Annotated in this window: 23 protein-coding genes and 2 pseudogenes; 12 read left to right on the top strand and 13 right to left on the bottom strand. The window is 71.1% G+C overall.

The features are described 5' to 3' along the window. Positions 1-98 precede the first annotated feature (98 nt). Positions 99-368, top strand: a complete 270-nt coding sequence (locus ACQEV2_RS01465) for a DUF6480 family protein (protein ID WP_433035473.1) — start codon at positions 99-101, stop codon at positions 366-368. A 15-nt stretch (positions 369-383) separates the two neighbouring features. Here ACQEV2_RS01465 and glgB read toward each other — a convergent pair whose 3' ends face one another. The 5 genes from glgB to ACQEV2_RS01440 all read right to left on the bottom strand — a co-directional run bounded on the left by glgB (position 384) and on the right by ACQEV2_RS01440 (position 8,108). Continuing rightward, complete coding sequence (glgB, locus tag ACQEV2_RS01460; RefSeq protein ID WP_433035470.1) at positions 384-2,597, bottom strand: 1,4-alpha-glucan branching enzyme; 2,214 nt, start codon at positions 2,595-2,597, stop codon at positions 384-386. A gap of 4 nt (positions 2,598-2,601) precedes the next feature. Further along, the gene (locus ACQEV2_RS01455) at positions 2,602-3,963 is read right to left on the bottom strand and encodes a maltokinase N-terminal cap-like domain-containing protein (RefSeq protein WP_433035467.1); all 1,362 of its coding nucleotides are present in this window, start codon (positions 3,961-3,963) and stop codon (positions 2,602-2,604) included. A gap of 35 nt (positions 3,964-3,998) precedes the next feature. After that, positions 3,999-5,723, bottom strand: a complete 1,725-nt coding sequence (treS, locus tag ACQEV2_RS01450) for a maltose alpha-D-glucosyltransferase (RefSeq protein WP_433035464.1) — start codon at positions 5,721-5,723, stop codon at positions 3,999-4,001. Beyond that, positions 5,720-7,735: a maltotransferase domain-containing protein gene (locus ACQEV2_RS01445; protein WP_433035461.1), complete on the bottom strand. Its 2,016-nt coding sequence runs from the start codon at positions 7,733-7,735 to the stop codon at positions 5,720-5,722. Before ACQEV2_RS01445 ends, treS begins: the two co-directional genes overlap by 4 nt. 70 nt (positions 7,736-7,805) lie before the next feature. Next, the gene (locus ACQEV2_RS01440; RefSeq protein WP_433035458.1) at positions 7,806-8,108 is read right to left on the bottom strand and encodes a DUF5133 domain-containing protein; all 303 of its coding nucleotides are present in this window, start codon (positions 8,106-8,108) and stop codon (positions 7,806-7,808) included. 300 nt (positions 8,109-8,408) lie between these two features. On the opposite strand from ACQEV2_RS01440, the gene ACQEV2_RS01435 reads away from it, so the two are divergent. Together ACQEV2_RS01435 and glgX are read left to right on the top strand one after the other, a co-directional pair. Next, positions 8,409-8,921, top strand: a complete 513-nt coding sequence (locus tag ACQEV2_RS01435; RefSeq protein ID WP_433035455.1) for a pep a2 — start codon at positions 8,409-8,411, stop codon at positions 8,919-8,921. A gap of 35 nt (positions 8,922-8,956) precedes the next feature. Beyond that, positions 8,957-11,074, top strand: coding sequence for a glycogen debranching protein GlgX (gene glgX / locus ACQEV2_RS01430; RefSeq protein WP_433054108.1), 2,118 nt, complete (start codon positions 8,957-8,959; stop codon positions 11,072-11,074). 91 nt (positions 11,075-11,165) lie between these two features. Here the strand turns inward: glgX and ACQEV2_RS01425 are convergent, their stop codons facing one another. Continuing rightward, the gene (locus ACQEV2_RS01425; RefSeq protein WP_433035452.1) at positions 11,166-11,969 is read right to left on the bottom strand and encodes a VOC family protein; all 804 of its coding nucleotides are present in this window, start codon (positions 11,967-11,969) and stop codon (positions 11,166-11,168) included. A gap of 169 nt (positions 11,970-12,138) precedes the next feature. On the opposite strand from ACQEV2_RS01425, the gene ACQEV2_RS01420 reads away from it, so the two are divergent. Next, complete coding sequence (locus tag ACQEV2_RS01420; RefSeq protein ID WP_433035449.1) at positions 12,139-12,471, top strand: ANTAR domain-containing protein; 333 nt, start codon at positions 12,139-12,141, stop codon at positions 12,469-12,471. Positions 12,472-12,487: 16 nt separating this feature from the next. On the opposite strand, the gene ACQEV2_RS01415 is transcribed toward ACQEV2_RS01420, so the two are convergent. Beyond that, positions 12,488-13,279, bottom strand: coding sequence for an RNA polymerase sigma factor SigF (locus ACQEV2_RS01415; protein WP_433035446.1), 792 nt, complete (start codon positions 13,277-13,279; stop codon positions 12,488-12,490). A 283-nt stretch (positions 13,280-13,562) separates the two neighbouring features. Between ACQEV2_RS01415 and ACQEV2_RS01410 the strand changes: the two genes are divergently transcribed. From ACQEV2_RS01410 to ACQEV2_RS01395, 4 genes are all read left to right on the top strand, one after another. After that, positions 13,563-14,018 (top strand): MarR family winged helix-turn-helix transcriptional regulator, encoded by a 456-nt coding sequence (locus tag ACQEV2_RS01410; RefSeq protein WP_433035443.1) that lies wholly within the window; start codon positions 13,563-13,565, stop codon positions 14,016-14,018. Continuing rightward, positions 14,015-14,863 (top strand): ABC transporter ATP-binding protein, encoded by an 849-nt coding sequence (locus ACQEV2_RS01405; RefSeq protein ID WP_433035439.1) that lies wholly within the window; start codon positions 14,015-14,017, stop codon positions 14,861-14,863. The genes ACQEV2_RS01410 and ACQEV2_RS01405 overlap by 4 nt, the downstream gene beginning before the upstream one ends. Further along, complete coding sequence (locus ACQEV2_RS01400; RefSeq protein WP_433035436.1) at positions 14,823-15,683, top strand: ABC transporter permease; 861 nt, start codon at positions 14,823-14,825, stop codon at positions 15,681-15,683. The genes ACQEV2_RS01405 and ACQEV2_RS01400 overlap by 41 nt, the downstream gene beginning before the upstream one ends. A 189-nt stretch (positions 15,684-15,872) precedes the next feature. Continuing rightward, complete coding sequence (locus tag ACQEV2_RS01395; RefSeq protein WP_433035433.1) at positions 15,873-16,394, top strand: hypothetical protein; 522 nt, start codon at positions 15,873-15,875, stop codon at positions 16,392-16,394. A 28-nt stretch (positions 16,395-16,422) separates the two neighbouring features. Here the strand turns inward: ACQEV2_RS01395 and hemC are convergent, their stop codons facing one another. After that, positions 16,423-17,358: a hydroxymethylbilane synthase gene (gene hemC, locus ACQEV2_RS01390; protein ID WP_433035430.1), complete on the bottom strand. Its 936-nt coding sequence runs from the start codon at positions 17,356-17,358 to the stop codon at positions 16,423-16,425. A gap of 17 nt (positions 17,359-17,375) precedes the next feature. Next, positions 17,376-18,599, bottom strand: coding sequence for an MFS transporter (locus ACQEV2_RS01385; RefSeq protein WP_433035427.1), 1,224 nt, complete (start codon positions 18,597-18,599; stop codon positions 17,376-17,378). A 133-nt stretch (positions 18,600-18,732) separates the two neighbouring features. Here ACQEV2_RS01385 and ACQEV2_RS01380 point away from each other — a divergent pair, with 133 nt between their 5' ends. Then, positions 18,733-19,740, top strand: a complete 1,008-nt coding sequence (locus ACQEV2_RS01380) for a DUF5937 family protein (RefSeq protein WP_433035424.1) — start codon at positions 18,733-18,735, stop codon at positions 19,738-19,740. An 18-nt stretch (positions 19,741-19,758) separates the two neighbouring features. Here ACQEV2_RS01380 and ACQEV2_RS01375 read toward each other — a convergent pair whose 3' ends face one another. From ACQEV2_RS01375 to ACQEV2_RS01365, 3 genes are all read right to left on the bottom strand, one after another. Beyond that, positions 19,759-20,505, bottom strand: coding sequence for an NPP1 family protein (locus ACQEV2_RS01375; RefSeq protein WP_433054105.1), 747 nt, complete (start codon positions 20,503-20,505; stop codon positions 19,759-19,761). 170 nt (positions 20,506-20,675) lie between these two features. Beyond that, positions 20,676-21,656, bottom strand: coding sequence for a non-homologous end-joining DNA ligase (gene ligD, locus ACQEV2_RS01370; protein ID WP_433035421.1), 981 nt, complete (start codon positions 21,654-21,656; stop codon positions 20,676-20,678). A gap of 101 nt (positions 21,657-21,757) precedes the next feature. Further along, positions 21,758-22,444, bottom strand: a complete 687-nt coding sequence (locus ACQEV2_RS01365; RefSeq protein ID WP_433035418.1) for a response regulator transcription factor — start codon at positions 22,442-22,444, stop codon at positions 21,758-21,760. 148 nt (positions 22,445-22,592) lie between these two features. Between ACQEV2_RS01365 and ACQEV2_RS01360 the strand changes: the two are divergent. Further along, positions 22,593-23,642 (top strand): annotated as a pseudogene (locus ACQEV2_RS01360) (NAD(P)/FAD-dependent oxidoreductase); the annotation flags it as partial. 34 nt (positions 23,643-23,676) lie between these two features. Further along, positions 23,677-24,207 carry a MarR family winged helix-turn-helix transcriptional regulator gene (locus ACQEV2_RS01355; RefSeq protein ID WP_433035415.1) on the top strand — a complete coding sequence of 177 codons (531 nt, stop codon included), beginning with the start codon at positions 23,677-23,679 and terminating at the stop codon, positions 24,205-24,207. 18 nt (positions 24,208-24,225) lie between these two features. On the opposite strand, the gene ACQEV2_RS01350 is transcribed toward ACQEV2_RS01355, so the two are convergent. Further along, on the bottom strand, positions 24,226-25,425 hold the full coding sequence (locus ACQEV2_RS01350) for an MFS transporter (RefSeq protein WP_433035412.1): 1,200 nt from the start codon (positions 25,423-25,425) through the stop codon (positions 24,226-24,228). A gap of 54 nt (positions 25,426-25,479) precedes the next feature. On the opposite strand from ACQEV2_RS01350, the pseudogene ACQEV2_RS01345 reads away from it, so the two are divergent. Continuing rightward, positions 25,480-26,246 (top strand): annotated as a pseudogene (locus ACQEV2_RS01345) (AraC family transcriptional regulator). Positions 26,247-26,294: the final 48 nt, after the last annotated feature.

The raw sequence follows: 26,294 nt of genomic DNA, 5'->3' as shown, positions 1-26,294 counted from the left end.
GCGGTGCCCGAATCTAGCCCAGCTGAGAGCGCCTGGTGCCGGGAACTGACAATTGACCTCGTTTGGTGATCTCGGTGCCATGGGGGAACCCGGGTGGCATGACGTACCCGAACCCTGATCCGAATTCCGACCCGGACCGCCGCCCGAACCCCGATCCGGAGCCCGAGAGCACCACCGGCCTCGAACCCGGCGGCGGAGTACCCCCGGGTGAGACCCCGCCCGCGGAGAGCAGCATGCCCGGCGCGGGCCCCCGCGAGACGCACAACCCGCCCACGGGCTGGGCCAAGGCGCCCCTGACCCTGATCATCCTCCTCGTGGTGGTGATCGCCGCTTTCTTCCTGATCTACGCCATCGTCCTGATCGTGTGAGCCCGGCCCGGCGCGTCAGGGGCAGGGCAGCAGGTACACCGTGGCCAAAGGAGGCAGCGTCAGACCGATGCGGCCGTCCTCCGGCTTGACCGGATCGGGGTTGGTGACGTCGCTGCCGCCGTAGCGCGCGGCGTCAGTGTTGAGGGTCTCCTGCCAGGCGGTGATGTGGTCCGGCACCCAGAGGCGGTAGTCGTGACGGACCACGGGGGAGAAGTTGGAGACGCACAGCAGGGCGTCGCCCGCGGCTCCGTACCGCAGGAAGGCGAAGACGTTGTCGTCGGCGGCGTCCCCGAGGGACCACTGGAAACCACCTGGGTCGGTGTCCCGCTCCCACAGGGCCGGCGTCGCGCGATACAGGACGTTGAGGTCACGGACCAGGTCCTGCACGCCACGATGGTCGCCCGCGGACGCGTACCCCGGATCGAGCAGCCACCACTCGGGCCCGTGCGCCTCGGACCACTCGGCGCCCTGCGCGAACTCCTGCCCCATGAAGAGGAGCTGCTTGCCGGGGTGGGCCCACATGAAGCCCAGGTACGCGCGGTGGTTGGCGCGTCGCTGCCACCAGTCGCCGGGCATCTTGGAGACCAGCGCCTGCTTGCCGTGCACGACCTCGTCGTGGGAGATCGGCAGCACGTAGTTCTCGCTGTAGGCGTACACCATCGAGAAGGTCATCTCGTTGTGGTGGTACTTGCGGTGCACCGGCTCCTTCGCGATGTACTGCAGCGAATCGTGCATCCAGCCCATGTTCCACTTCAGCCCGAACCCCAGCCCGCCGCTGTCGGTCGGCCGGGTCACCCCGCCCCAGGCGGTCGACTCCTCCGCGATCGTGACGACCCCGGGGTTGCGCCGGTACACGGTCGCGTTCATCTCCTGCAGGAACGCCATCGCGGCCAGGTCCTCCCGCCCGCCGTAGGCGTTCGGCGCCCACTCACCCGACTCCCGCGAGTAATCGAGGTAGAGCATGGAGGCGACGGCGTCCACGCGCAGCCCGTCGATGTGGAACTCCTCGCACCAGTACGTGGCGTTGGCGACGAGGAAGTTGCGCACCTCGGTACGGCCGTAGTCGAACTCGAACGTGCCCCAGTCCGGATGCTCGGCACGCCGCGAGTCGCCGGGCTCGTACAGGGGGTCCCCGTCGAACCGGCTGAGCGCCCAGTCGTCCTTGGGGAAGTGCGCCGGCACCCAGTCGACGATCACGCCGATGCCGGCCTGGTGCAGCCGGTCCACCAGGTACTTGAAGTCGTCCGGTGTACCGAGGCGTGCGGTCGGCGCGTAGAAACCGGTGACCTGGTAGCCCCACGAACCGGCGAAGGGATGCTGTGCGACCGGCATGAACTCGACATGGGTGAAACCGAGATCGCTGACGTACCCGGGCAGTTCCTCGGCGAGTTCGCGGTAGCCGAGGCCCGGACGCCAGGACGGGAGATGAACCTCGTACACGGAGAACGGAGCCTGGTGCACCGGGACGTCGCCCCGGTGCGCCATCCACTGCTCGTCGCCCCACTCGTGGTGCGAGGCGTGCACGATCGACGCCGTGTCCGGGGGGACCTCCGCACGGCGTGCCATCGGGTCGGCCTTGAGGAACCGGCCGCCGTAGCGGGAGGTGATCTCGAACTTGTACCGGGTGCCCTCGCCGATGCCCGGCAGGAACAGCTCCCACACGCCGGACGCCCCGAGGGACCGCATGGGGAACGCGGTCCCGTCCCAGCAGCAGAAGTCCCCGGCGACCCGTACCCCCTGGGCGTTCGGCGCCCACACGGTGAACCGGGTGCCGCTCACGCCCTGGTGGGTCATCGGCTCGGCGCCGAGCGCCTTCCACAGCTGCTCGTGCCGGCCCTCGCGGATGAGGTGCAGGTCGAGCTCGCCGAGGGCGGGCAGGAAGCGGTACGGGTCGTGGACCTCGCGCTCGTCCGACTCGTCCTCGGCGTACGCCACCAGCAGCGTGTAGGCGGGGATCGCGTCCAGCGGCAGTACGCCGGAGAAGAGGCCGCCCCCCTCGGAGACCAGCCTGGTGCGCTCGCCGTCGACGACCACGCTCACGGCACGCGCGAAGGGCCGCAGCGCCCGGAAGGCGATCCCACCGGGGACGGGATGGGCGCCGAGCAGCGCGTGCGGATCGTGGTGGGCGCCCGACAGCAGGCGGTCACGGTCGGCCGGGTCGAGGCCGGGCGCGGCGGCGTACCGCCCCGGTCCGGCCGGCTCGGGGGGCGAGGTCTCGTGCAGGGCCATGGGGTCAGGCTCCTCTCACGGCGAGGCGTTCGATCGCCGCCATCGGTACGGGCAACCAGTCGGGTCGGTGCCGGGCCTCGTACAGGACCTCGTACACGGCGCGGTCGGTCTCATACGCACGCAGCAGTCCGTGCTTCTTGCGCGGGTCCCATCCGGCGAGGGCGGCGTAGCCCGCGCAGTAGGCCTCCCGGCAGCGGCGCGCCCACTCCGGACGCCACGGACGGCGCTGCCGGGCGGCGTAGTCGAAGGAGCGCAGCATGCCGGCGATGTCACGCACCGGCGAGTGGACACCGCGCCGCTCGGAGAGCGGGCGGGACGGTTCGCCCTCGAAGTCGATGACGAACCACTCACGGCCGGCCCGCAGTACCTGACCCAGGTGCAGGTCGCCGTGGATGCGCTGGGCGGGCGGCCCCGGATCGCAGCCGGCGAGCGCGCCGAACGCGGTGCGCAGGCCCGGGACATAGGGCTGGAGCGCCGGGACGAAGTGGGCGGCGAGCTCCAGGCGTTCGGTCATCGCCGCCGCCATGCGGCCGTTCTCGGCGTGGGCCCCGGACGGGAAGGCCGACGCCAGCGCCAGGTGCACCTCCGCCGTCGCCCGGCCCAGCTGATGGGCCTCCGCCGTGAAGTCGTCCCCCGAGGCCAGGGCGCCCAGCGCCAGCGTCCAGCCGTCGGAGGCGTCCCGCAGGAACGGCTGCAGCACACCGAGGGTCGCCTCCCAGGGGTGCGTCGTGCGGAACCAGGCCACCGGGGCCGGTACTCGGCGGCAGCCCTGCCCGGCCAGCGCGCCGGACAGCTCCAGGTCGGGATTGACACCGGGCTGGATGCGCCGGAACAGCTTCAGGATGAACGTGTCGCCGTACACCAGCGAGGAGTTGGACTGCTCGGCGTCCAGCAGCCGCGGCACGAGCCCGGCCGGCACGGACACGGAGGGGTCCGCCTCGAAGCGCAGCGGGCCCGCCGCGCCGGGATGCCGCAGCCGCTCCAGGAGCAGCTGGGCCGACCGGGGGTCCTGCAACGCGTCGAAGACCGTCAGCCCGGCCAGTGGCCCCTCCTCCGCACGGCCGATGAGTGCCCGGCCGAGCCGCGGCGACAGATGCTGCCGTACGCCGAGCAGCAGCTGGTAGCAGTCACCGGCCGGGGGAGCGCCGCCGGGCGAGGGCACCGCCGAGTGACCGGCGTGCACCAACAGATGCAGACAGCCCGGGAACAGCTCCGTCATCGACAGCAGCACGAGGTCCGTGACGGGCCGGTCCTTGCCCGCGAACCAGCGCTGCCGTGGCAGCCACTCGCGCAGCAGCCCGGAAAGCGAGGCCATCGGGCCGGCGTCGACCGTACGGCTCGGTCGGGGAGATGCGGTCTTCTGCATGGTGACGCGTCCTTTCCTCGGCACACGCTCAAAGCTCACGCCGAAAGGCGTCGGCCGATGCGGGATGCGACTCGGGTGAGCCGGAACCAGTAGAAGCCGTGGCCCCCGAGAGTCAGCAGATACGGCAGTTCGCCGATGGCCGGGAAACGGACTCCGCCGAACAGCTCGACCGGGTGGCGTCCGCTGAACTCGCGGAGGTCGAGCTCGGTGGGCTGCGCGAACCGCGCGAAGTTGTTCACGCACAGCACCAGGTCGTCCTCGTACTCCCGCAGGAAGGCGAGGACCGCCGGGTTGGACGAGTGCAGCTCGGTGTAGGAGCCGAGCCCGAAGGCCGGGTTCTGCTTGCGGATCTCGATCATGCGGCGGGTCCAGTGCAGGAGTGAGGACGGGGAGGCCATGGAGGCCTCGACGTTGGTGACCTGGTAGCCGTAGACCGGGTCCATGATGGTCGGCAGACAGAGCCGGCCGGGGTCGCAGGTGGAGAAGCCGGCGTTGCGGTCCGGGGTCCACTGCATGGGGGTGCGGACGGCGTCGCGGTCGCCGAGCCAGATGTTGTCGCCCATGCCGATCTCGTCGCCGTAATAGAGGATCGGGCTGCCCGGGAGGGAGAGCAGCAGGGCGGTGAAGAGCTCGATCGAATGACGGTCGTTGTCGAGGAGCGGGGCGAGGCGCCGGCGGATGCCGATGTTGGCGCGCATACGCGGGTCCTTGGCGTACTCCGCCCACATGTAGTCGCGTTCCTCGTCGGTGACCATTTCGAGGGTCAGCTCGTCGTGGTTGCGCAGGAAGATGCCCCACTGGCAGCCGGAGGGGATGGCCGGGGTCTTGGCGAGGATTTCGGAGACGGGGTAGCGCGATTCCCGCCGGACGGCCATGAAGATGCGGGGCATCACCGGGAAGTGGAAGGCCATGTGGCATTCGTCGCCGCCGGACTGGAAGTCGCCGAAGTAGTCGACGACGTCCTCCGGCCACTGGTTGGCCTCCGCCAGCAGCACCGTGTCCGGATACATCGCGTCGATCTCTCGGCGGACGCGTTTCAGGAACTCATGGGTCGCGGGCAGGTTTTCGCAGTTCGTGCCCTCCTCCGCGTACAGGTAGGGCACGGCATCGAGCCGGAAGCCGTCGATTCCCAGGTCCAGCCAGAAGCGGAGGGCGGCAAGGATCTCCTCCTGGACGGCCGGGTTCTCGTAGTTGAGGTCGGGCTGGTGGGAGAAGAAGCGGTGGAAGAAGTACTGCCCCCGGACCGGATCGTACGTCCAGTTGGAGGGTTCGGTGTCGACGAAGATGATGCGGGCGTCGCCGTAGGCTTTGTCGTCGTCGGCCCACATGTAGTAGTCGCCGTAAGGGCCGTCGGGGTCCTTTCTCGATTCCTGGAACCACGGGTGCTGGTCGCTGGTGTGGTTCATGACGAAGTCGATGATGACGCGCATGCCGCGCTGGTGAGCGGCGTCGACGAATTCCACGAAGTCGGCGAGGTCGCCGAATTCGGGCAGTACGGAGGTGTAGTCGGAGACGTCGTAGCCGCCGTCCCGGAGGGGTGATTTGAAGAAGGGCGGCAGCCACAGGCAGTCGACGCCGAGCCATTGCAGGTAGTCGAGTTTGGCGGTCAGGCCTTTGAGGTCGCCGACGCCGTCGCCGTTGGAGTCCTGGAAGGAGCGGACCAGGACCTCGTAGAAGACGGCGCGCTTGAACCAGTCCGGGTCACGATCCTTGGCAGGGGTGTCCTCGAAGGTGTCCAGCACGGGCTCGTTGACGGTCATGACGCGGGCGACCCTCCGATCTGGGGTGGTGATGCCTGGACGTGGAGCACGTGCGCGGGTGCCCTGCCGGGCTCCAGGCGTACGTAGTTGGTCCTGCCCCAGCGGTAGGTCTCACCCGTCAGTTCGTCGAGCACGGACAGGGAGGCATCCCAGTCCAGGCCGAGGTGCGGCATGTCCAACGAGACCGTGCCCTCCTGGGTGTGGTGGGGATCAAGGTTGGCGACCACCAGAACGGTGTCCGGGCCCGTGCGTTTGCTGTACGCGATGAGCGCGTCGTTGTCGGTGTGGTGGAAGCGGAGGTTCCTGAGCCGGTGGAGGGCGGGATGGCTTCTCCGGATGGCGTTGAGCCGGGTGATCAGGGGGGTGATGGTGCGGCCCTCGCGTTCGGCGGTTTCCCAGTCGCGGGGTCGGAGTTGGTACTTCTCCGAGTCGAGGTATTCCTCGCTGCCCTCGCGCAGGGGGGTGTTCTCGCACAGCTCGTAGCCGCTGTAGATGCCCCAGGTGGGCGAGAGGGTGGCGGCCAGCACGGCACGCACCTCGAAGGCGGGACGGCCGCCGTGCTGGAGGTAGGCGTGCAGGATGTCGGGGGTGTTGGCGAAGAAGTTCGGCCGCATGTAGGCCGCCGCCTCACCCGACAGCTCGGTGAGGTACTCGGTCAGCTCCTGCTTGCTGTTGCGCCAGGTGAAGTAGGTGTAGGACTGCTGGAAGCCGATCTGGGCCAGGGTGTGCATCATCGCCGGCCGGGTGAACGCCTCCGCCAGGAAGATCACGTCCGGGTCGGTGCGGTTGATGTCGGCGATCACCCGCTGCCAGAACACCACCGGTTTGGTGTGCGGGTTGTCCACCCGGAAGATCCGCACCCCGTGGGCCATCCAGTGCCGCAGCACCCGCAGGGTCTCGGTGATCAGGCCGTCCATGTCCGCGTCGAAGGCGAGGGGGTAGATGTCCTGGTACTTCTTCGGCGGGTTCTCGGCGTAGGCGATGGTGCCGTCGGGGCGGTGGTGGAACCACTCGGGGTGTTTCTGTACCCAGGGGTGGTCGGGGGAGCACTGCAGGGCGAAGTCGAGGGCGATCTCCAGGCCGAGTTCGGCGGCGCGGGCGACGAAGCGGTCGAAGTCCTCGAGGGTGCCCAGGTCGGGGTGGACGGCGTCGTGGCCGCCCTCGGGGGAGCCGATGGCCCAGGGCACGCCGACGTCGTCCGCGCCGGCGGACAGGGTGTTGTTGCGGCCCTTGCGGAAGGTGGTGCCGATGGGGTGGATGGGCGGCAGGTAGACCACGTCGAAGCCCATGGCGGCGATCGCGGGCAGCCGGCGCGCGGCGGTGGTGAAGGTGCCGTGCGGGCGTTCGGGGGTGCCCTCGGAGCGGGGGAAGAACTCGTACCAGGCCCCGTACAGGGCGCGTTCGCGCTCCACCAGCAGCGGCAGCGCATCCGAGGCGGTGACCAGGTCCCGCAGCGGATACCGCCCCAACACCGCATCCACGTTCGCGGCGAACGCCGCCACCAGCCGCGACTCGGGCGGCAGCGAGTCGTCCCGCAGCGCCTCCGCGGCGGCCAGCACAGTCGCCCGCCCCGCCTTGTCGGGCACCCCGGCGGCCGCACGCTCGTACAGCTCGCTGCCCTCCTCCAGCACCAGCCCGACGTCGATCCCGGCCGGAACCTTGATCCGGGCGGTGTGGCGCCACGTGGCCACCGGATCGCTCCAGGCCTCCACATGGAACGTCCAGCGGCCCACCGAGGGCGGCGTCACCTTGGCACCCCAGCGGTCGCTCCCCGGGGCCAGTTCGTGCATGGGCGTCCACGGGCCCAGGCGGCCGTCCGGGTCGGTCAGCACGACATTGGCGGCCACGGCGTCATGGCCCTCACGGAACACGGTGGCGGTGACCTCGAAGGTCTCGCCGGCGACCGCCTTCGCCGGATTCCGGCCGCACTCCACGGCCGGCTGTACGTCCCGTACCGGGATGCGGCCGATCGTCCCGGTCCTGGCCCGGGTCCTCGTCTTGGTCCTGCCCATGGTTCACCTCCACCGTGCTCGAGGCCGGGCACCAGGCCCGGCCGGGGTCCAAGCTTGTTCCGGAAGGCGGCTACCTCCCGGCGAGGAAACGCCACCGCCGTGATCTCGACGGCCCCTGCCGCGCAGCCGCGCGGACGGAAGCCCGTTCGTCCTGCTCCCGGAGGTAGGCCGCCGGGGTGATGCACAGATACCGCTCGGCCGCGTCCGCGGCCTCCCGCGCGCAGCGCTTCCCCATCAGCACGCACAGGGTGTAGCCGGCGTCCTCGAAAGTGGCGCGCACCGCACGGTCGGCCGGGGCCGCGAGCATGGCGCGTTCCCAGGCCCGGTATCGCCGCAGTTGCCGGGCGACTTCGGCTTTGGCCGGTAGCAGCATGGCGCCGTTCACCTTCCGGGCTGCTCGATGACGCGTTTCCCGACCGTCGGGCGGAACCCGTGCGCGCACACGCACGGGTTCCGTTACGGGCATCGAGGTCTTCACACATGGTGCATGGTCGATGACGCAGCGTCCTGTTGGAGCTTCAACTACCTCAGGTGTCTGCTCCTGTTGCACGAACGGCGTACCGCACCCACCCTGGAGTGACTCAGAAGCGATCAGCGCTCACGCTCCGTGCTCGGGGACCCGTCCCGCAGGGGCGAGGAGAGCGGGAGCTTTCGCGGTGAGGAGGTAACGACGGTGAAGACCGCAGTGCCCTGCTACTACCACCTCGACGTGGAAGTCAGCCCCGAACGGGTGGGTCAGGTCAGCCGAATTCTGGCCGCTCACCTCAGGTACTGGGACCTGGAGACGCTTGTGAAGCCCGTCTGCCGTGGCGCGGAGATGCTGCTGCGGGCCATCGACGAGCACGCGACGGACAAGAACACCTCGATCGAGATGTGGTGGAACGGCCAGCACCTCATCACCGCCATCGGCGACAACGACCGCGCCCTGCGTCCGGACCACGAGCTGCGTGCCTGCCTGCAGCACCTCGCCGCGATGAGCGACGGCTGGGGGTGCTGCGCCACCGAGACCGGCAGCAAGGTCATCTGGTTCTCGCAGCGCGCCCGCGCCGGCGAACGTGCCCCGCTGGTTCCGGCGGCGCCCGCGCCCAGCCTGCGTGAGGCGCGCCGGGTGCCCCGCGAGGTGCCCGTCACGGCCATCGCCGACGCGGCGGGCATCCGGGACGGCGCCCTGGAGGAGGCCCGGTGACGGCGAGACGGCGTCGCAAAGAGATCCGCACAGGGGTGCCCGCCTGGAGCGGGCACCCCTATCCGCTGGGCGCCGCCTTCGACGGACAGGGCACGAACTTCGCCCTGTTCAGCGAGGTCGCCGACCGCGTCGAGCTCGTCCTCGTCGACGACAAGGACCGGCACACCACCATCCCGCTCACCGAGGTCGACGGCTTCGTCTGGCACGGCTATCTGCCCGGCGTCGGCCCGGGACAGCGCTACGGCTACCGGGTCCACGGCCCCTGGGCCCCGGACCTCGGCCACCGGTGCAATCCGGCCAAGCTGCTGCTCGACCCGTACAGCCGGGCGGTGGACGGCCAGGTGGACAACCACGCCTCCCTCTTCGAGCGCAGCCCCGGCGCCCCGTCCCCGGGCGACAGCGCGGGGCACACCATGCTCGGCGTGGTGACCGATCCGTACTTCGACTGGGGCGACGACCGACCGCCCCGGCGCCCGTACGCCGACACCGTCATCTACGAGGCACACGTACGCGGCCTCACCCGCACCCACCCCGACGTCCCGCCCGAACTGCGCGGCACCTACGCCGGACTCGCGCACCCCGCGGTCGTCGAGCACCTGACGTCCCTCGGGGTGACCGCCGTCGAGCTGATGCCGGTCCACCAGTACGTCCAGGACGGCGTCCTGCTCGACCGGGGCCTGTCCAACTACTGGGGCTACAACACGATCGGCTTCTTCGCACCCCACAACACCTACGCCGCCCATGGCACCCGAGGGCAGCAGGTCAACGAGTTCAAGTCGATGGTGAAGGCGCTGCACGCGGCCGGCCTCGAAGTGATCCTGGACGTGGTCTACAACCACACCGCCGAGGGCAACGAGCGCGGCCCGACCCTCTCCTTCCGCGGTATCGACAACGCCTCGTACTACCGCCTGGTGGACGGCGACTGGGCGCACTACTACGACACCACCGGCACCGGCAACAGCCTGCTGATGCGCCACCCGTACGTGCTGCAGCTGATCATGGACTCCCTGCGCTACTGGGTCACCGAGATGCACGTCGACGGCTTCCGCTTCGACCTCGCGGCCACCCTTGCCCGCCAGTTCCACGAGGTGGACCGGCTCTCGGCGTTCTTCGACCTGATCCAGCAGGACCCGGTGATCAGCAGGGTCAAGCTGATCGCCGAGCCGTGGGACGTGGGGGAGGGCGGCTACCAGGTGGGCAACTTCCCGCCGCTGTGGTCGGAGTGGAACGGCAAGTACCGGGACGCCGTACGGGACTTCTGGCGCGGCGAGCCCGGCTCGCTCGGCGAGTTCGCCTCCCGGCTCACCGGCTCCTCGGACCTGTACGCCCACAGCCGGCGCCGCCCGCGCGCCAGCGTCAACTTCGTCACCGCGCACGACGGGTTCACCCTGCGCGACCTCGTCTCGTACAACGACAAGCACAACGAGGCCAACGGCGAGGGCAACCGCGACGGCGAGAGCCACAACCGGTCCTGGAACTGCGGGGCGGAGGGCGAGACCGACGACCCGGCCGTGCTGCAACTGCGCGCCCGTCAGCAGCGCAACTTCCTGGTCACGCTGCTGCTCTCGCAGGGCATCCCCATGCTCTGCCACGGCGACGAACTCGGCCGCACCCAGCGCGGCAACAACAACGCCTACTGCCAGGACAACGAGATCTCCTGGATCGACTGGCACCTCACCGACGATCAGCGCGCCCTCGCCGACTTCACCCGGTACGTCATCGCCCTGCGCGCCGCCCACCCCGTCCTGCGGCGCCGCCGCTTCTTCCGGGGCGAAACGGCGACCCACCCCGACCAGCCGCTGCCCGACCTGGTGTGGCTGCAGCCGGACGGCCGCGAGATGGCCGACGAGGACTGGCAGCGCTCCGACGCCCACTCCCTGGCCGTCTTCCTCAACGGCGACGCCATCGCCGAGCCCGACTGGTGCGGGCAGCCCGTCGTGGACGACTCTTTCCTGCTGCTGCTCAACGGCTACTGGGAGCCGGTGGAGTTCCGCCTGCCGGACGCCACGTACGGCGACCGCTGGACGACGTTGATCGACACGGCCGAATCACAGGGCCCCCCGGACGAGTCGGAACACAAGTCAGGCACGGCTCTCCTGATCGAACGCCGCAGCTTGGTCCTCCTGTCGAGACCCTCGCGGCAGCGCCCCTGAAGGGGCGCGGGGAACTGCGCGACCAGCCCCAAGGGGCCCGCAGTCGACCGAAGACCCATCGTGGCACCCCATTGGTCGCACCGAACGACCGCTACCGCTCCCGACGCGACGTCACGGTGAACTGCGCCCCATCAGGATCCCGCAGCACCGCCTCATCGCTCCCCTTCGACAACACGCTCCCCCCATGCAACTCCGCGGCCCGCGCACACTCCGCCACGTCCGCGACAGCGAAGTGCACCTGCCAGTGCGGCCGGATCGTCGGGTCCGGCGCAGCCTCCAACGCCCCCGACTCGATACGCGCCACGACATCGCCACCACTGCGCAGCACGACCTCCCCACCCTCGTAGCGCACCTCGCAGCAGCCAGGCCGCTCCGACGCCCAGTCGAGGACCTCGCCGTAGAACAAGGCGGCGTCGAACGCGTCGCGGGTGTGAAGGCGGATGAACGTCGGTGCGGCGCGGCGCCAGGTCTCCCAACTGGACATGAGCTCGCCCTCCCAGATACCGAACGTCGCCCCGTCCCGGTCGGCCAGCAGCGCCGCCCGCCCCGGGGGCAGCGACAGCGGCCCGACGGCCGTGGTGCCGCCACGCTCCTGCACCCGTGCCACCGCCTCGTCCGCACTGGGCACGGCGAAATACGGTGTCCACGCCACCGCCATCTGCCACATGGAGGCGACCGCGGCGATCCCGGCCACCGGCACGCTCTCCGCCAGCGCGACCCAGAAACGGTCGCCCAGCTTGGCCGGCCGCCAGCGCCAGCCCAGTACGGCCGAGTAGAAGTCCTGGGTGGCCTCCAGATCGCGGCTGGTCAGACTCACCCAGCAGGGTGCGCCGAACACGGAGTGTGTGGACACGACCTCTGCCGTGCCCCTGGAAGTTCTTGCATCGTCGTTCATGGCAGTCGCGTCCTGGTCTCGCCCGACCGGCGGCCACCGGTCTGCTCCCAGTGTCCAACCGGATCCGCTCCCGGGCCTGTCGAGTACCCCCGGCAGAGCGCCGAAACGAGCCGATGACGGGTCTCGTCCTTCACTGGCACACGACCGGCAAAGAGACGAGGATGGAGGCGTGGCAGCGACACCGCATGAGCCCGCCGACGAGTCCGAACGCATCCTGGCGCTGGAAGAGGAAGTCGACCAGCTCAAGGAGGCCGTGGTCTCGCACGCGGTCGTGGACCAGGCGATCGGCATGGTCGTGGCGCTCGGGCGCGTGACGCCCGACCAGGGCTGGGCCGTGCTGAAGGACGTCTCCCAGCACACGAACATCAAGCTCCGCAACGTCGCGGAACTGATCCTCATCTGGGGCCGGGACGGAAGGATGCCGCCCGAAATCCGCGTCGAACTCGAAGAGGCCCTGGAGCGTTACGGCCCGACGCAGATTCCGGGATCGGCACAGGAATGACTCACCCTTTCGGGTTTCACCGGGCTTCGGCGAGCAGTTCCTCGCGCAGATGGGCGAAGCAGCCGCTCAGTAGCCGGGAGACATGCATCTGTGAGATGCCGAGCTGACTGGCGATGCGGCTTTGGGTCATCCCGCCGAAGAAGCGCAGGTAGAGGATTGTCCGCTCACGCTCCGGAAGCCGCTGCAGACACGGCTTGACGGCCACGCGGTCCACGACCACGTCGTACGCCGGGTCGGGACCGCCGATCGCGTCCCCCAGCGCGTAGCCGTCCGTGCCGGGCATCTCCGCTTCCAGCGACAGCGCGGAGAAGCACTCCAGTGCCTCCATTCCGGTGCGCACCTCGCTCTCACTGAGATGCGCGTGCTCGGCGATCTCGGCAATGGTGGGCGGGCGCCCCGGGGTCCTTTGCGACAGCTCCTTCGCGGAACTGCGCACCCGGTTGCGCAGGTCCTGGACCCGGCGGGGCACGTGCAGCGTCCACATGTGGTCACGGAAGTGCCGCTTGATCTCGCCGGTGATGGTGGGCACGGCGTACGCCTCGAAGGCGTGGCCACGTGCCGGGTCGTAGTGGTCGACGGCCTTCACCAGTCCCAGGGCGGCCACCTGGTACAGGTCCTCGAGGGACTCGCCGCGGCCCTTGAACCGGACGGCGATCCGCTCGGCCATGGGCAACCAGGCCTGAACCAGATCGTCCCTGAGCGCCTTGCGTTCCGGTCCCTCGGGCATTCCCACGAGCCGGTCGAACGCCTCGGCGGTGTCAGGGGCGTCGTCGTGCGGATGCTGCTTCGTTCTGGTGGTGGCACTCATCGGTGCGCACCTCCTCAGCAGGTGCTGGCTGGACAGACACCGCGGGAGGCGCGGACTCGGACCTCATGGAGGACACCCAGGGGCCTGGTGGGGCCGGCTCCCACGGACGTGCCTCCTGTCCGAAGCACATATAGGTCAATTCCCTCTGAAACAGCATCCGAAACAAAATTCGTGAATGCGACTACGTGTGACCGCCGGACAACTATGTGTTTGTCGAGAGGTGGGATCTCCCTTGCTGTCCCTTGGGTCTCGTTACCTCTGCTACAGAGGTAACGTCGAGGACGTGGAGCAGGAGACCTTCCCGGAACAGCTGGCCGACGCGCTCGTCGGGGTCCAGCGCCTGATCCGGCGCCGACTGCGACGGGAGATATCCGCACCGCCGCTGCGCGGCGCGGAGGTGGAGCTGCTGCGGCTGGTCGGGGAGCGGCCCGGCATCGGGATCTCGGAAGCGGCCAAGGAGCTGTATCTGGCGGGCAATTCGGTGTCCACGCTGGTCAACCAGCTTGCCCGGCAGGGGTATCTGGTCCGCGAGACGGACCCGGCCGACCGGCGCGCGGCCCGACTGCTGCCCACGCCCGCGGCCGAGGCCCGGCTGAGCGAGTGGCGCAGGCGGCGCGCCGATCTGGTACGACGGCAGGTGTGCCGCCTCGAGGAGGCGGACCGCCGGACGCTGCTCGCGGCGGTCCCGGCGTTGCGCAGGCTGGCGGAGACACTGCGCGAGGAGGCGGAGCGACCATGACACGAGACGTCGCCGAGGCCGTGGCCTGCACCGGACTCACCTACACCTTCGGTGAGACCCACGCGGTGGACGGACTCGACCTGACGGTGCGCGAGGGCGAGGTCTTCGGGCTGCTCGGTCCCAACGGCGCCGGGAAGACCACAGCGATCCGCTGCATGACCACCCTCCTTCCGGTACCCGCCGGCATGGTCCGCGTCTTCGGACACGACGCCGCAGCCGACCGTATGGCCGTACGGCGCCTGCTCGGCTACGTCCCGCAGCAGCTGTCCGCCGACGCGAGCCTCACCGGCCGCGAGAACGTGACCCTCTTCGCCCGCGTCTTCGACGTACCCCGCCGCGAACGCACCGCCCGGGTCGGCCAGGCGCTGGCCGCGGTCGGTCTCACCGACGCCGCCGACCGGCTCGCCGGCACCTACTCCGGCGGCATGGTGCGCCGGCTCGAACTCGCCCAAGCCCTGGTCAGCGCGCCACGCCTGCTGATCCTCGACGAGCCGACCATCGGCCTCGACCCGATCGCCCGCACCGCCGTCTGGGAGCACATCAACGCCGTCCGCGCCGCCACCGGTATGACGGTCCTGGTCACCACCCACTACATGGACGAGGCCGACCAGTACTGCGACCGGATCGGCCTGATGCACCGCGGCCGCATCCGGGCCCTCGGCACCCCGGCCGAGCTCAGGGAAGGGCTCGGCGCGCGCCGGCGCGCCGCGGGCGCCGCCGCCACCGACCCGCTGCCCACGCTGGAGGACGTCTTCCGCGACATCGCCGGCAGCGGGCTCGACGAGAGTTCAGGAGACTTCCGCGATGTCCGAAGCACCCGCCGGACCGCACGCCGCGTCGGCTGACCGGGCCGCCGCCGGCGGTATCGACCTGCTGCTGCGGCCGCCCGAACCCCGCCCCGGCTGGCGGCTGCTGCCCGCCCGTGTCGTGGCCCTGTGCGCCGTGGAGCTGCAGAAGCTGCGCCACGACCGCACCGAGCTGTACACCCGGGCGGTCCAGCCCGCCCTCTGGCTGCTGATCTTCGGCCAGACCTTCACCCGGCTCAGGGCGATCCCCAGCGACGGCGTCCCCTACATCGACTATCTGGCCCCCGGCATCATCGCCCAGTCCGCGATGTTCGTCGCCATCTTCTACGGCATCCAGATCATCTGGGAACGCGACGCCGGCATCCTGAACAAACTCCTCGTCACCCCGACCCCACGCTCCGCCCTGATCACCGGAAAGACGTTCGCGGCCGGGGTGAAGTCCCTGGTCCAGGCCGTGGTCGTGATCGTCATCGCCGCGCTGCTCGGCGTCGCGCTGACCTGGAACCCGCTGAAGCTGCTCGGCGTCGCCGCGGTCGTCATCCTCGGCTCCGCCTTCTTCTCGTGCCTGTCGATGACCATCGCCGGCATCGTCCTCAGCCGTGACCGGCTGATGGGCTTCGGGCAAGCCATCACGATGCCGTTGTTCTTCGGCTCCAACGCGCTCTACCCGCTGTCCGTGATGCCGGGCTGGCTCCAGGCGATCAGCAAGGCCAACCCGCTCAGCTATCAGGTCGACGCCCTGCGCGGCCTCCTCCTCGGAACGTCCGCGCACCTCGCGCTCGACTTCGCCGTGCTCCTCGTGGCCGCCGCGCTCGGCGTCACCGCGGCCTCCTCGCTGCTGGGCCGGCTGGCTCGCTGATCTTGGCCCGCAACGTGATGTGCGGCACGTGGGTGAACACGGCCGCCGGACCGGAAAGCGGATTCTTCCTGCCCACGGCTTGATCGGTGATCAAGGGGGCGAATGGGCTGGCCACAGCGCATTCTGCTCATTTGACAGTGCACTGAGCGCAAAGATAGGAAGCAGCTCTCTGAGGTCGAGAGGTGGACTGTGTACGAGCCGAACGTGGTCGGGGACTGGCACGAGTACGACGAGCATGCCGGTCTGCGTGTCCGCGTCCACGGGCTGGAAGCCGCCGAGCCGCCGCGCGGACGGGACGACGCCGCCGAGGGGCTGACGTACTTCCGGGTCCGCGTCACCGTCGAGAACCGCGGCGAGCGGCACCTCGGCATCCACCTCGAGGACGGTCAGATCGACGTGCGGATCGGCCGCGACGGCGAGGCGGCGTTCATCGACTGGCGCAACTCCCAGTTCATCGAGGGCTTCGACGTCTACCCGCTGCGCCGGGCCACCGCCGTGCTCTACGCCGCCGGCCCGGAGGAGAGCCTGAGCCAGGTCGACGTCCAGATCCAGCTGCGCGTCGAGGAGGAGTGGGCCGACCGCCGGCTGTGGACCGGCGGTCTCGGGCTGCAGGAGAGTGCGGTCGGCGCCCACGCCGCGAGCCTGCGGGACGGTCTCGCGCACCAGGTGAGCAACTTCCTGCGGGACCAGGCCGAAGAGGGCACCGCCTGACGCGCGAGCGTCGGCACGACCAGGTGTCTCAGTGCGGGATGCCGTCGATGATCTCGCGGGCGCCCTGACGCAGCAGCGCGACGGCGACCGACGTGCCGAGCGTGGCCGGGTCCAGCCGGCCCGCCCACTCGTGGGCGTTGAGCCGCGTCTTGCCGTCCGGCGTGAACACACACGCCCGCAGGGACAGCTCGCCGCCGCGGTCCACGCGCGCGTACCCGGCGATCGGGCTGTTGCAGTGCCCCTGGAGGACGTGCAGGAACATGCGCTCGGCGGTGGCCTCCCGATAGGTGTCCGGGTCACCGAGGCCGCTCACCGCGTCGATGAGCGCGGTGTCGCCCTCCCGGACCTGCAGTGCGAGGATGCCCGCGCCGATCGGCGGCATCATCGTCTCGGGGGAGAGGACCTCGCTGATCACGTCACCGCGGCCGATGCGTTCGAGGCCGGACACCGCCAGCAGCAGCGCGTCCGCCTCACCGGCGGCCAGCTTCTCCAGCCGCCGGTTGGCGTTGCCGCGGAACGGCACGCACTCCAGATGCGGGTGGGTGGCGGCCAGCTGCGCGACGCGGCGCACCGAGGAGGTGCCGATCCGGGTCCCGGCCGGCAACTCGTCCAGCGTGAGCCCGTCGGGATGCACGAGGGCGTCCCGGATGTCGTCCCGCTTGAGGAACGCGGCGAACGTCGTCCCCGCCGGCAGCGGCCGGTCGGCGGGGATGTCCTTGAGGCAGTGCACGGCGAGATCGGCCTCGCCCGCCAGCAGAGCGGCGTCGACCTCCTTGGTGAACGCGCCCTTGCCCTCGACCTTGGACAGATCGCCCATCCACTTGTCACCGGTCGTCTTCACCGGCACGACCTCGGTGCGCACACCGGGGTGCAGGGCCGTCAACTCGGCGCGGACACGCTCCACTTGGGCGAGCGCCATCGGCGAGTCGCGGGAGACGATACGGATCAGTTCAGGGACGGACATGACGACACGATAGACCGTCACCACCCCGCGTCCGCACGGTACCGCCCCATTTCCGCCCCGCCCTTGCCGCCCACGCCCCCGGCACCCGTGCGCATCGGCAGGCACAGCACCGCGAGCGCCCCCACCGTCACCAGCCCCCCGACGAGGAACGTGCCGCGCACCCCGACCGCGGACAGTAGCCCGCCACCGAGCAGCGCACCGGCGGCGACACCCACGTTGAAGGCCGCCGAGTTGGCCGCCAGGGCCGTCTCGGTGCGGCCCGGCGCCACCCGCAGCACCTGGCTCTGCGTCGCCATGAAGGCGGGCGCGACCGATGCGCCCAGCAGCATGATCAGCACGACGCTCGCCGCCGGGTGGTGGCCCGTCACCCACAGGCCGAGCAGCGCCACCGCCTGGGCCGCCACCGGCACGGTCAGCGTGGTCCGCGGGAAGCGGTCGAGAAGCGGCCCGGTCACCAAGATCCCGGCCAGCGCCGCCCCGCCGAACGCGAACAGCACGGCGCTCACCGCGTCCTCGCCCAGTCCGCTCACCTCGTCGAGGAAGGCCACGACGTACGTGAACGCGGCGAAGGCACCGGTCACCGACAGGGCGGTGACCGCAAGCACGACGTAGAACCTGCGCCGGTCGGGGACCGCGCCGTACGCGGAGTGGCCGTCCTCCGGGCGGGACGACGGCAGCAGGACGCCGATGGCCACGAGGGACACGAGCGCGAGCACGCCGAGCAGGGCGAAGGGCGCCCGCCAGCCGACGTGCCCGCCCAGCCAGGTCCCGGCCGGAACCCCGGCCACCGTGGCCAGGGAACCGCCGACGGACAGCAGCCCGATGATCCGCCCCCGGCGCCCGGGCGGGAACAGACCGACCGCGACCGGCCCCATCACCGCCCAGAACAACGCCTGCGCCACCGCCGTCGCCACCCGCGCCGCCAGCAGCACCCCGTACGACACCCCGCCCAGCGCAGACACCCAACTGGCCGCGGCGAGCAGCCCCAGGAGTCCCGCGAGCAGATACCGGCGCGGCACGGAACGGGTGACATGGGCGAGCGGCAGTGACACGACGGCCACCGTCAGGCCGTACCCGGTGACGAGGGCGCCCACGGCGGCGAGCGGCACGCGCAGGTCTTCGGCCATCAGCGCGAGCAGGCCGACCGGCAGGTTCTCGGTCGTGTTGAAGGTAAAAGCCGCCAGCATCAACGCCGCGACGACGGTGGCCCGCTGCCAGGGAGCGGGACGTACGCTGCCCATCCATCCGCCTTTCCGACATGGGGAGTCGGGGCAAGCGTGCTGGGCCGCGGCGGGCAGCTCTACTCTTTCGGTCCAGGACGAATCCTCGGTCCGGGACGCAATCGCTGCTCACCTGGGAGGCTCGGAGGTCGCCATGCCGCTCGCCCTGCATCTCGGCACCGCCGACCTCACGCGCTGCCGGTTCGCTATCTCGCCGCTGTGCCAGACCCACGAGGCGCTGCGGCTGCTCCGCCGGCCGTCCCGGCACGGCTACCACCAGGGCTGGCTGCGCCGTATGCGGCGTACCGTCGCCGGCCTCGACCTGGCGCCGCTGTGGCTGTTCATCCCGCCGCCCGGCGGCTACACCCCGGACTTCCTCGGTGCGCCCCCGGAGGAGCCGTACCCCTCCTTCGACGACGAGCTGGCCCGCATGCGCGCCACCGACCCCGCCCTGGCCCACGCGGAGATGGCCCGCTCCCTGGCCTGCACCCCGGGCCTCGCCGAGTCGCCCCGGGGGAGGGCCGCGCTCGACGACCCCGCCGCCACCGTCCGGCGCCTCGCCGACCTCACCGAACGGGCCTGGCACGCCCTGCTCGCCCCGGACTGGCCGCGCCACCGCGCCGTTCTCGAGGCGGACATCGCGCACCGCTCGCGTCAGGCGGCGGACGGCGGCCTCGACGCGCTGCTCACGGGCCTGCACCCGGCCGTCGACTGGGCCGGCCACACCCTCACCCTGCGCAGGTACGTCGATGTGCCGGACGCTCAACGCCCGGACGGCAGAGGCGTGTTGCTCATGCCGAGCGTGTTCGTGTGGCCGGACGTCGTGAGCGGATTCGCCCGACCCTGGCAGCCGACGGTCATCTACCCGGCTCGAGGCATGGGCCGTCTGCACACCGCGCCGCAACCGCGCCCGCCGGAGGCACTGGCCCGGCTGGTCGGCCATCAGCGCGCGGCCGTCCTCGCCGGCCTCGGCACCGCGTCGTCGACGACGGATCTGGCCCGCCGTCACGGCCTGGCGCCCTCGACCGTGTCGGCCCACCTGTCGGTTCTGCGGGAGGCGGGCCTGCTGGAGTCCGGGCGGCAGGGCCACTACGTCCTGTACCGGCGAACGGCCCTGGGCGACGCCCTGGTTGAGGGGGACGCCGGCCCAGGGGCCGAATGACAGCGACCGGTCGCGGGATCAGGCGTTCGGGTCGAACGTGATGCCGGAGGGCTTCGCCGACGCCAGGTGGTTCGCGAAACTGGCGTCCTTCAGGCCGAAGTTGGCGCTGCCGAAGTTGTAGGCGACCAGCTTGTCGCGCACGCCCGACGGGTAGCCGTTCCAGCCGACCAGCGGCGGGTACTGCCAGGTTCCCTTGTGGTTCTCCGGCGGCTCGTCGTTCGAGTTGGCCAGGCGGAAGCAGTGCGTGCTGATGCCGTCCTTGTGGTACACGATCTTCGGGTGCGTGCCGTCGAAGCGCACCGAGGACGCGGCGCTGATCGTGAACGAGCCGTGGTTGGACGTCGAGACGTACCGCACCGCGTTGTTCTGCACCCACACCACGACGTGCTCCCAGTCGTGCCGGTGCCCGCCGATGCTGCTGCCCGCCACCGCCTGGTCCTTCTCGAAGTACAGGGCGTACATGTAGGCGCACCAGCCGTTGTTGCACTTGTAGCGCGAGTACCCGTTGGTGTTGTCGAGGTCCGAGGCGTCGCGGCAGTTGCCGTTGAGTGAACCGGTCGGCTTCAGGCCGCCGTTGACGGTTCCGTCGGGGCCGATGGCGGGCGTGGAGTAGCAGCCGTCCGTGTCGTAGTCGTAGGCGGGCTGGTACATCTGCTCGGCCGCCTCGGCGTTGGCGGGAAGCGCCGCGGGCGGGGCGGCGAAGGCGGTGCTGGGGAAGGCGATGACGAGCGCGGCGGCACCGGCCGCACCGGTGATCCAGCGCATACGGCGTATCCGGGACGTCTGTGACGACACTGCGTCCTCCTCCTGGTTCGGGCGCAGCCCAACGACTATGGGGGAAAGGCAGTTCAGCATCCTGGCTTTTCACTTCCGTGCCAAGAGCCACGGACGTACCGCTGGTAACGATCAGCGCAACAGTTGGGACCGAAGCCGCGTCACACGCTCTCGTCGGGCAGGTCGGCCGCCGACGCCTCCGGCGTGACGTCGAGCCTCAGTCGCAGCCAGGACGGCTGGCGCAGCAGCCCGGAGCGGGTGCGGACGCTGTAGCGGACCTCTCCGACCAGCCGGGGCCGCACCCAGTGCGCGCCCGGCACCCGCGGGTCGGGGTCGAAGGGGCAGGTGTCCGTCGCGGACACCCTCAGCAGTTCGGCCAGTTGCGACCGCTCGGCCTCGCTCCAGCCCGTGCCCACACTGCCGACGTACCGCAGCCGTCCGGCCGCACGCTGTCCGACCAGGACCGCGCCCGGCAGGCCCGTGAGCCGTCCCTTGCCGGGCAGCCAGCCCCCGACGATGACGTCCTCGCTGTGCATGTTGCGGATCTTGATCCAGGCACGGGAGCGCACCCCGGGTTCGTACACCGAGTCCAGCCGCTTGCACACGAGCCCTTCCAGTCCGTGCTCGCGGGTCGCCCGCAGGGCTTCGGCGCCGTGGCCGACCACCGCGGCCGGGGTCGACCAGTACGGCCCGTGCAGAGCCAGCTCTTCCAGCTGCCCGCGGCGCCGGGTGTAGGGCAGCGTGACCAGGGGGCGGCCCGCCAGGTGCATCACGTCGAACAGCACCAGATGCACGGGTGTCCGGGCCGCCATCCGTGCGGCCCGTGCGGGCGCGTGCGCCAGACCCATGCGGGACTGCAACAACTGGAAGTTCGCGCGTCCCTGTTCGTCCAGCGCCAGGATCTCCCCGTCCAGGACGGCCGCAGTGGAGCCCAGTGCCTCGCCGAGCGGCCGCAGTTCGGGATAGGCGGCCGTGATGTCCTCGCCGGAACGGGCGCGCAGCAGGAGGCTGCCGTCCCCTTCGAGATAGACCACCGCGCGCTGGCCGTCCTGCTTGGTCTCGTAGGCCCAGCGCGCGTCCTGGGCGGCGGGCGGCAGGGTGCCGGTCGTGGCGAGCATGGGTGGGATCAGCGGCAGGCTCACGGGTCAGTTGTCGACGGCCCCGGCCCCCGCCACGCACGCTTGCCGCGGTTTTCCCCTGAACGGCGGCCCTGGCGCCTTTGGCCCGACCGGCGGAACGGCTGTCAGTGCTCCCCGTTCGGCGGCACGGCCCGCGCCAGGCCCGACTGATAGGCCATCACGACGAGTTGGGCGCGGTCGCGGGCGCCCAGCTTGGTCATGGTGCGGTGCACGTGGGTGCGCACGGTCAGCGGGCTGACGAAGAGCTTCTCGGCGATCTCCTCGTTGGAGTGTCCCTCGGCCACCCAGGCCATGACCTCCCGTTCGCGGGCGGTGAGGGCGGCCAGGTGTTCGGGCGCGGCCGACTGCGAGCTCTCGGCGGGGGAGGCCAGGAACCGGGTGATCAGCGTGCGGGTCGCGGTGGGGGAGAGCAGGGACTCGCCCGCGGCCACGGTCCGGATGCCGTCGAGCAGCACGTCCGCGGTGACGTCCTTGCCGAGGAAGCCGCTCGCCCCGGCCCGCAGCGCCTGCGCGACGTACTCGTCGATCTCGAACGTGGTGAGGATCAGCACGCGTACCGCCGTGAGGTCCGGGTCGGCGCAGATGGCGGACGTGGCGGCCAGTCCGTCGGTGCCGGGCATGCGGATGTCCATCAGGACCAGGTCAGGGCGGTGGGTGCGGGCGAGGTCGACGGCCTCGGCGCCGTCGGTGGCCTCGCCGACCACCTCCATGTCCGCGCAGGAGTCGATCAGGATCCGGAAGGTGGCCCGCAGCAGGGCCTGGTCGTCGGCGAGGAGTACGCGGATGGTCATGGGCGGGCATCTTCCGGTTGCGGAGCGGTCGGGTACAGCTTCCCGGGAACGGCCCGGCACGTCGTCGTGCGTCCGCCGACAATCGCCGGTACTCGGATCGCAGTACGCGCCGCGGGCAAGGTCATCCCCGAGGGGGAGCAGACCCGTGCAGCTCCTGGCCGCCGAGTGGGAGCCCGAGCGGCTGGCCCTGCGCACCCCCGGCGACCTGGCCGGCCTCGACCTCGACCTGCGTCTCGGCGTGGCCGCCACGGGTCTGCGGCTCGCCGGCGGCGCGGTCGAGTTGGCCGACGGCTCGACGGTGCCGTACGACGGGCTGATCGTCGCCACCGGGGTACGGCCGCGCCGGCTGCCCGGGGAGGGCGGGCATGTGCTGCGCACCCTGGACGACGCCCTGAGGCTGCGGGACCGGCTGACGCCGGGCAGCCGGCTGGTCGTGGTCGGCGCCGGGTTCCTCGGGGCCGAGGCCGCCGCCGTCGCCCGGCGGCTCGGCCGCGACGTGACGCTCCTCGAACCCGCCCCGTGCCGCTGGCCCACGCCGTCGGCACGGAGGTCGGCGAGATGCTGACACGCGCCCATCGGGAGCGGGGCGTCACCCTGCGCTGCGGCGCCACCGTGGCCGAGGTGACCTCGCACGGCGTGCGGCTCGCCGACGGTGAACTGATCGAGGCCGACACGGTGCGGGTCGCGGTCGGCTCGCAGCCCAACACCGAATGGCTCGACGGCAGCGGGCTCACCGTCGGCGACGGAGTCGTGTGCGACGCGTACTGCGAGGCCGCGCGGAACGTGTACGCCGCCGGGGACGTCGCCCGCTGGTACAACCCGCTGTTCGGGGTCTCCATGCGGATCGAGCACCGTACCAACGCCGCCGAGCAGGGCATGGCGGCCGCGCGCAACCTGCTCCACCCCGAGGGACGCAGGCCGTTCGCGCCGGTGCCGTACTTCTGGTCCGACCAGTACGACATGAAGATCCAGGCGTACGGGTATCTGCGCGGACACGACGAAGTAGCCGTCGTGGAGGGCGACTTGACGGAACGCCGGTTCGTCGCCGCGTACCACCGGCGACCGGCTGACCGGCGCCCTGGCGGTCGGCATGCCGCCCAATTCGATCCGGCAGTGGCGACAGGCCATCGCAGGCCGGGCGAGCTGGCGGGAGGCGGTGGAGGTCGAGGCGGGGCAGGTCGGGACAGTGGCTAATTAATTGAGTTACGCAATGAGATGGTAAAGTGGCAGGTATGTCCACACCCCCGCTCCCCGAACTCCCCGACACGCCCGCGTCCCCGGAAGTGGTCGAGATCGAGCGCGCTCTCACCCGGATCACCTACCTCAGCACCCGGGCCCGGCAGCACGACCGGCTGATGGCCCTGGCCGGCGTGCCGCTGGACCGGGCCGCCGTGGCGCTGCTGCGCCAGGTCGCCGACTCGGAGTCGCTGCGCCCCGGGGAGCTGGCCAACCGGCTCGGCGTGGAGGCATCGCACGTCACGCGCACGGTGCAGCAGCTGCAGAAGTCGGGGTACGTCACCCGCGTCCCCGACCCGCAGGACCGCCGCGCCCAGCGCATCGAACTCACCGAGGCCGGTCGGCAGGCCATCGCCCGGATCCGCGAGGCCGGCGCCCGCGGCATGCAGCTCGCCCTGGCCGACTGGACCCCCGAGGAGCTGCGCCGGCTGGCCGGCCTCTTCCACCGCATGGTCGACGACTTCCTGGCCTACGCGGTCGACGAGGAGAGCGAGCAGCAGCCCGCGGCACCGGCCGGGACCGCCTGATCGATCCCCTCGCCCAGATCATGCCGACTTCGCGCGAGGGCGCCGGTCGGACGAGCCGGGCGCCGTACCGGCCCCTCCGGGCTGCGCCGGCTCCCGCAGCCTGCTCAGCAGCAGCCGGCCCAGCGCCGGCAGGACGATCAGCGGCACGAGCGCCGTCCGCAGCGAGGTGGCGTCGGCCAGCGCACCGATGACCGGGGCGGCGAGACCGCCCACGCTCACCGTGAGTCCGAGCGTGACACCGCTCGCGGTGCCCACCCGCCGGGGCAGGTAGTCCTGGCCGAGCGTGATGTGCAGCGAGAACGGGACGTACAGGCCGGCCGAGGTCAGGGCGACGAACAGATACACGGGCGGCCCGGGCACCAGGACCACGCCGGCCACCGCGAGCACCGTCAGCACATACGCCCGGCGCACCACCGCCAGCCGCCCGTACCGGTCGGCGAGCCGCCCCCCGGCCACGGTGCCCACCGCGCCGCCGACATAGAGCACGCACAGCGCGACCGTACCGGCCATGTCCCCGCCGCCGGTCCGCTGCCGGATGTACAGCGAGACGAAAGCGCTCAGTCCGACGAACACGATCGACCGGCACACGACGGCGCCGGACAGCCGCAGGAACGACCCCCAGTCGTCGCTGCCGACATCCTCGCCCACGCCCGAGGACCCGCCACGACCGCCGGCCGAGCGCACGGCTCCAGCGCACAGGGCCGCCCCCACGACCGCCGGGACGACCAGCAGGGGCGAGGCGCGCAGACCCCCGGTGGCGACCACCGATGCCACCAGCAGCGGCGCGAGGGCGAAACCGACGTTGCCGCCGAGGGAGAACCAGCCCATCGCCGTATGACTGCCGTGCGCGGCGTCGCGGGCCGCGCGGGCGGCCTCCGGGTGGTACGCGGCGACGCCGATCCCCGAGACGGCAACCACCACCAACGTGAGCGCGTAGGAACCCATGACGCCGCTCAGCGCGACCCCGGCACCGCCCGTCAGCGCGCTCAGCGGCAGCAGCCAGGGCATCGACCGGCGGTCGGTGAGCGCCCCGAACAGCGGCTGCACCACCGACGACAGCAAGGATGCGGCGAGCACGACGCCCGAAGCGGCGGCGTAGCTGTAGGCGCGCTCGGCGACGAAGTAGGGGACGAGGGCCGCCACGGCGCCTTGGTAGACGTCGACACAGGCGTGGCCCAGGGACAGCAGCGTGATGGCGCGATCGCGTTTCGTGGACACCCTGCGATCGTCGCGGGGCCGCGCAGGGGCCCGCTTTCGATAATCTGCCCAACTGTGTCGAACATCCGCCACACGCCGATCGCGCCGACCCGCGCCCAGGTCCTCGCCGCAGGGGAGCGCATCGACGCACACCGGCACGACGACCACCAGATCGTCTATGCGGGCTCCGGCGTCCTCGCCGTCACCACCGACACCGGGACCTGGTTCGCGCCCGGCAACCGCGCCATCTGGGTCCCCGCGGGTACCGTCCACGCGCACCGCGCCCACGGCCACCTGGACCTCCACTTGGTCGGCCTGCCCGCCGACGACAACCCGCTCGCCCTGGACGCCCCCACCGTCCTCGCCGTCAGCCCGCTGCTGCGCGAGCTGATCGTCGCCTACACCCACGACCCCGGCGACGACAGCCCGAGCGCCACCGCCTGCTCGCCGTCCTGCGCGACCAACTGCGCGCCTCGCCCCAGCGGCCTCTGCGCCTGCCCACGCCCACCGATCCGCGCCTGGCCGCGGTCTGCGCGCTCGTCCACGCCGACCCCGCCGACTCGCGCACCCTCGCCGCGCTCGGCGCCGCGACGGGAGCGGGCGAGCGTACCCTCAGCCGGCTCTTCCGCCACGAGTTCGGCATGACCTTCCCGCAGTGGCGCACCCAGTCGCGCCTCTACCACGCACTGCGCCTGCTCGCCGAGGACACACCCGTCACGACCGTCGCCCACCGCTGCGGCTGGTCCTCCGCCAGCGCCTTCATCGACGTCTTCCGCCGCTCCTTCGGCTACACGCCCGGAACCCACAACCGCCGTACCCAGCAGGGCGGCCGGGGTGGGTGACGGCCGTGAGCTACCCTCCGGTAGCATCCGGCGGCAGGCCATCCAAGG

This window comes from Streptomyces sp. CA-251387 (assembly GCF_050936625.1).
In the GTDB taxonomy this organism is placed as follows: Bacteria; Actinomycetota; Actinomycetes; order Streptomycetales; family Streptomycetaceae; genus Streptomyces.
The sequence above is the reverse complement of the archived record's forward strand: the minus strand, read 5'-3'. Positions and strand labels throughout refer to the sequence as shown.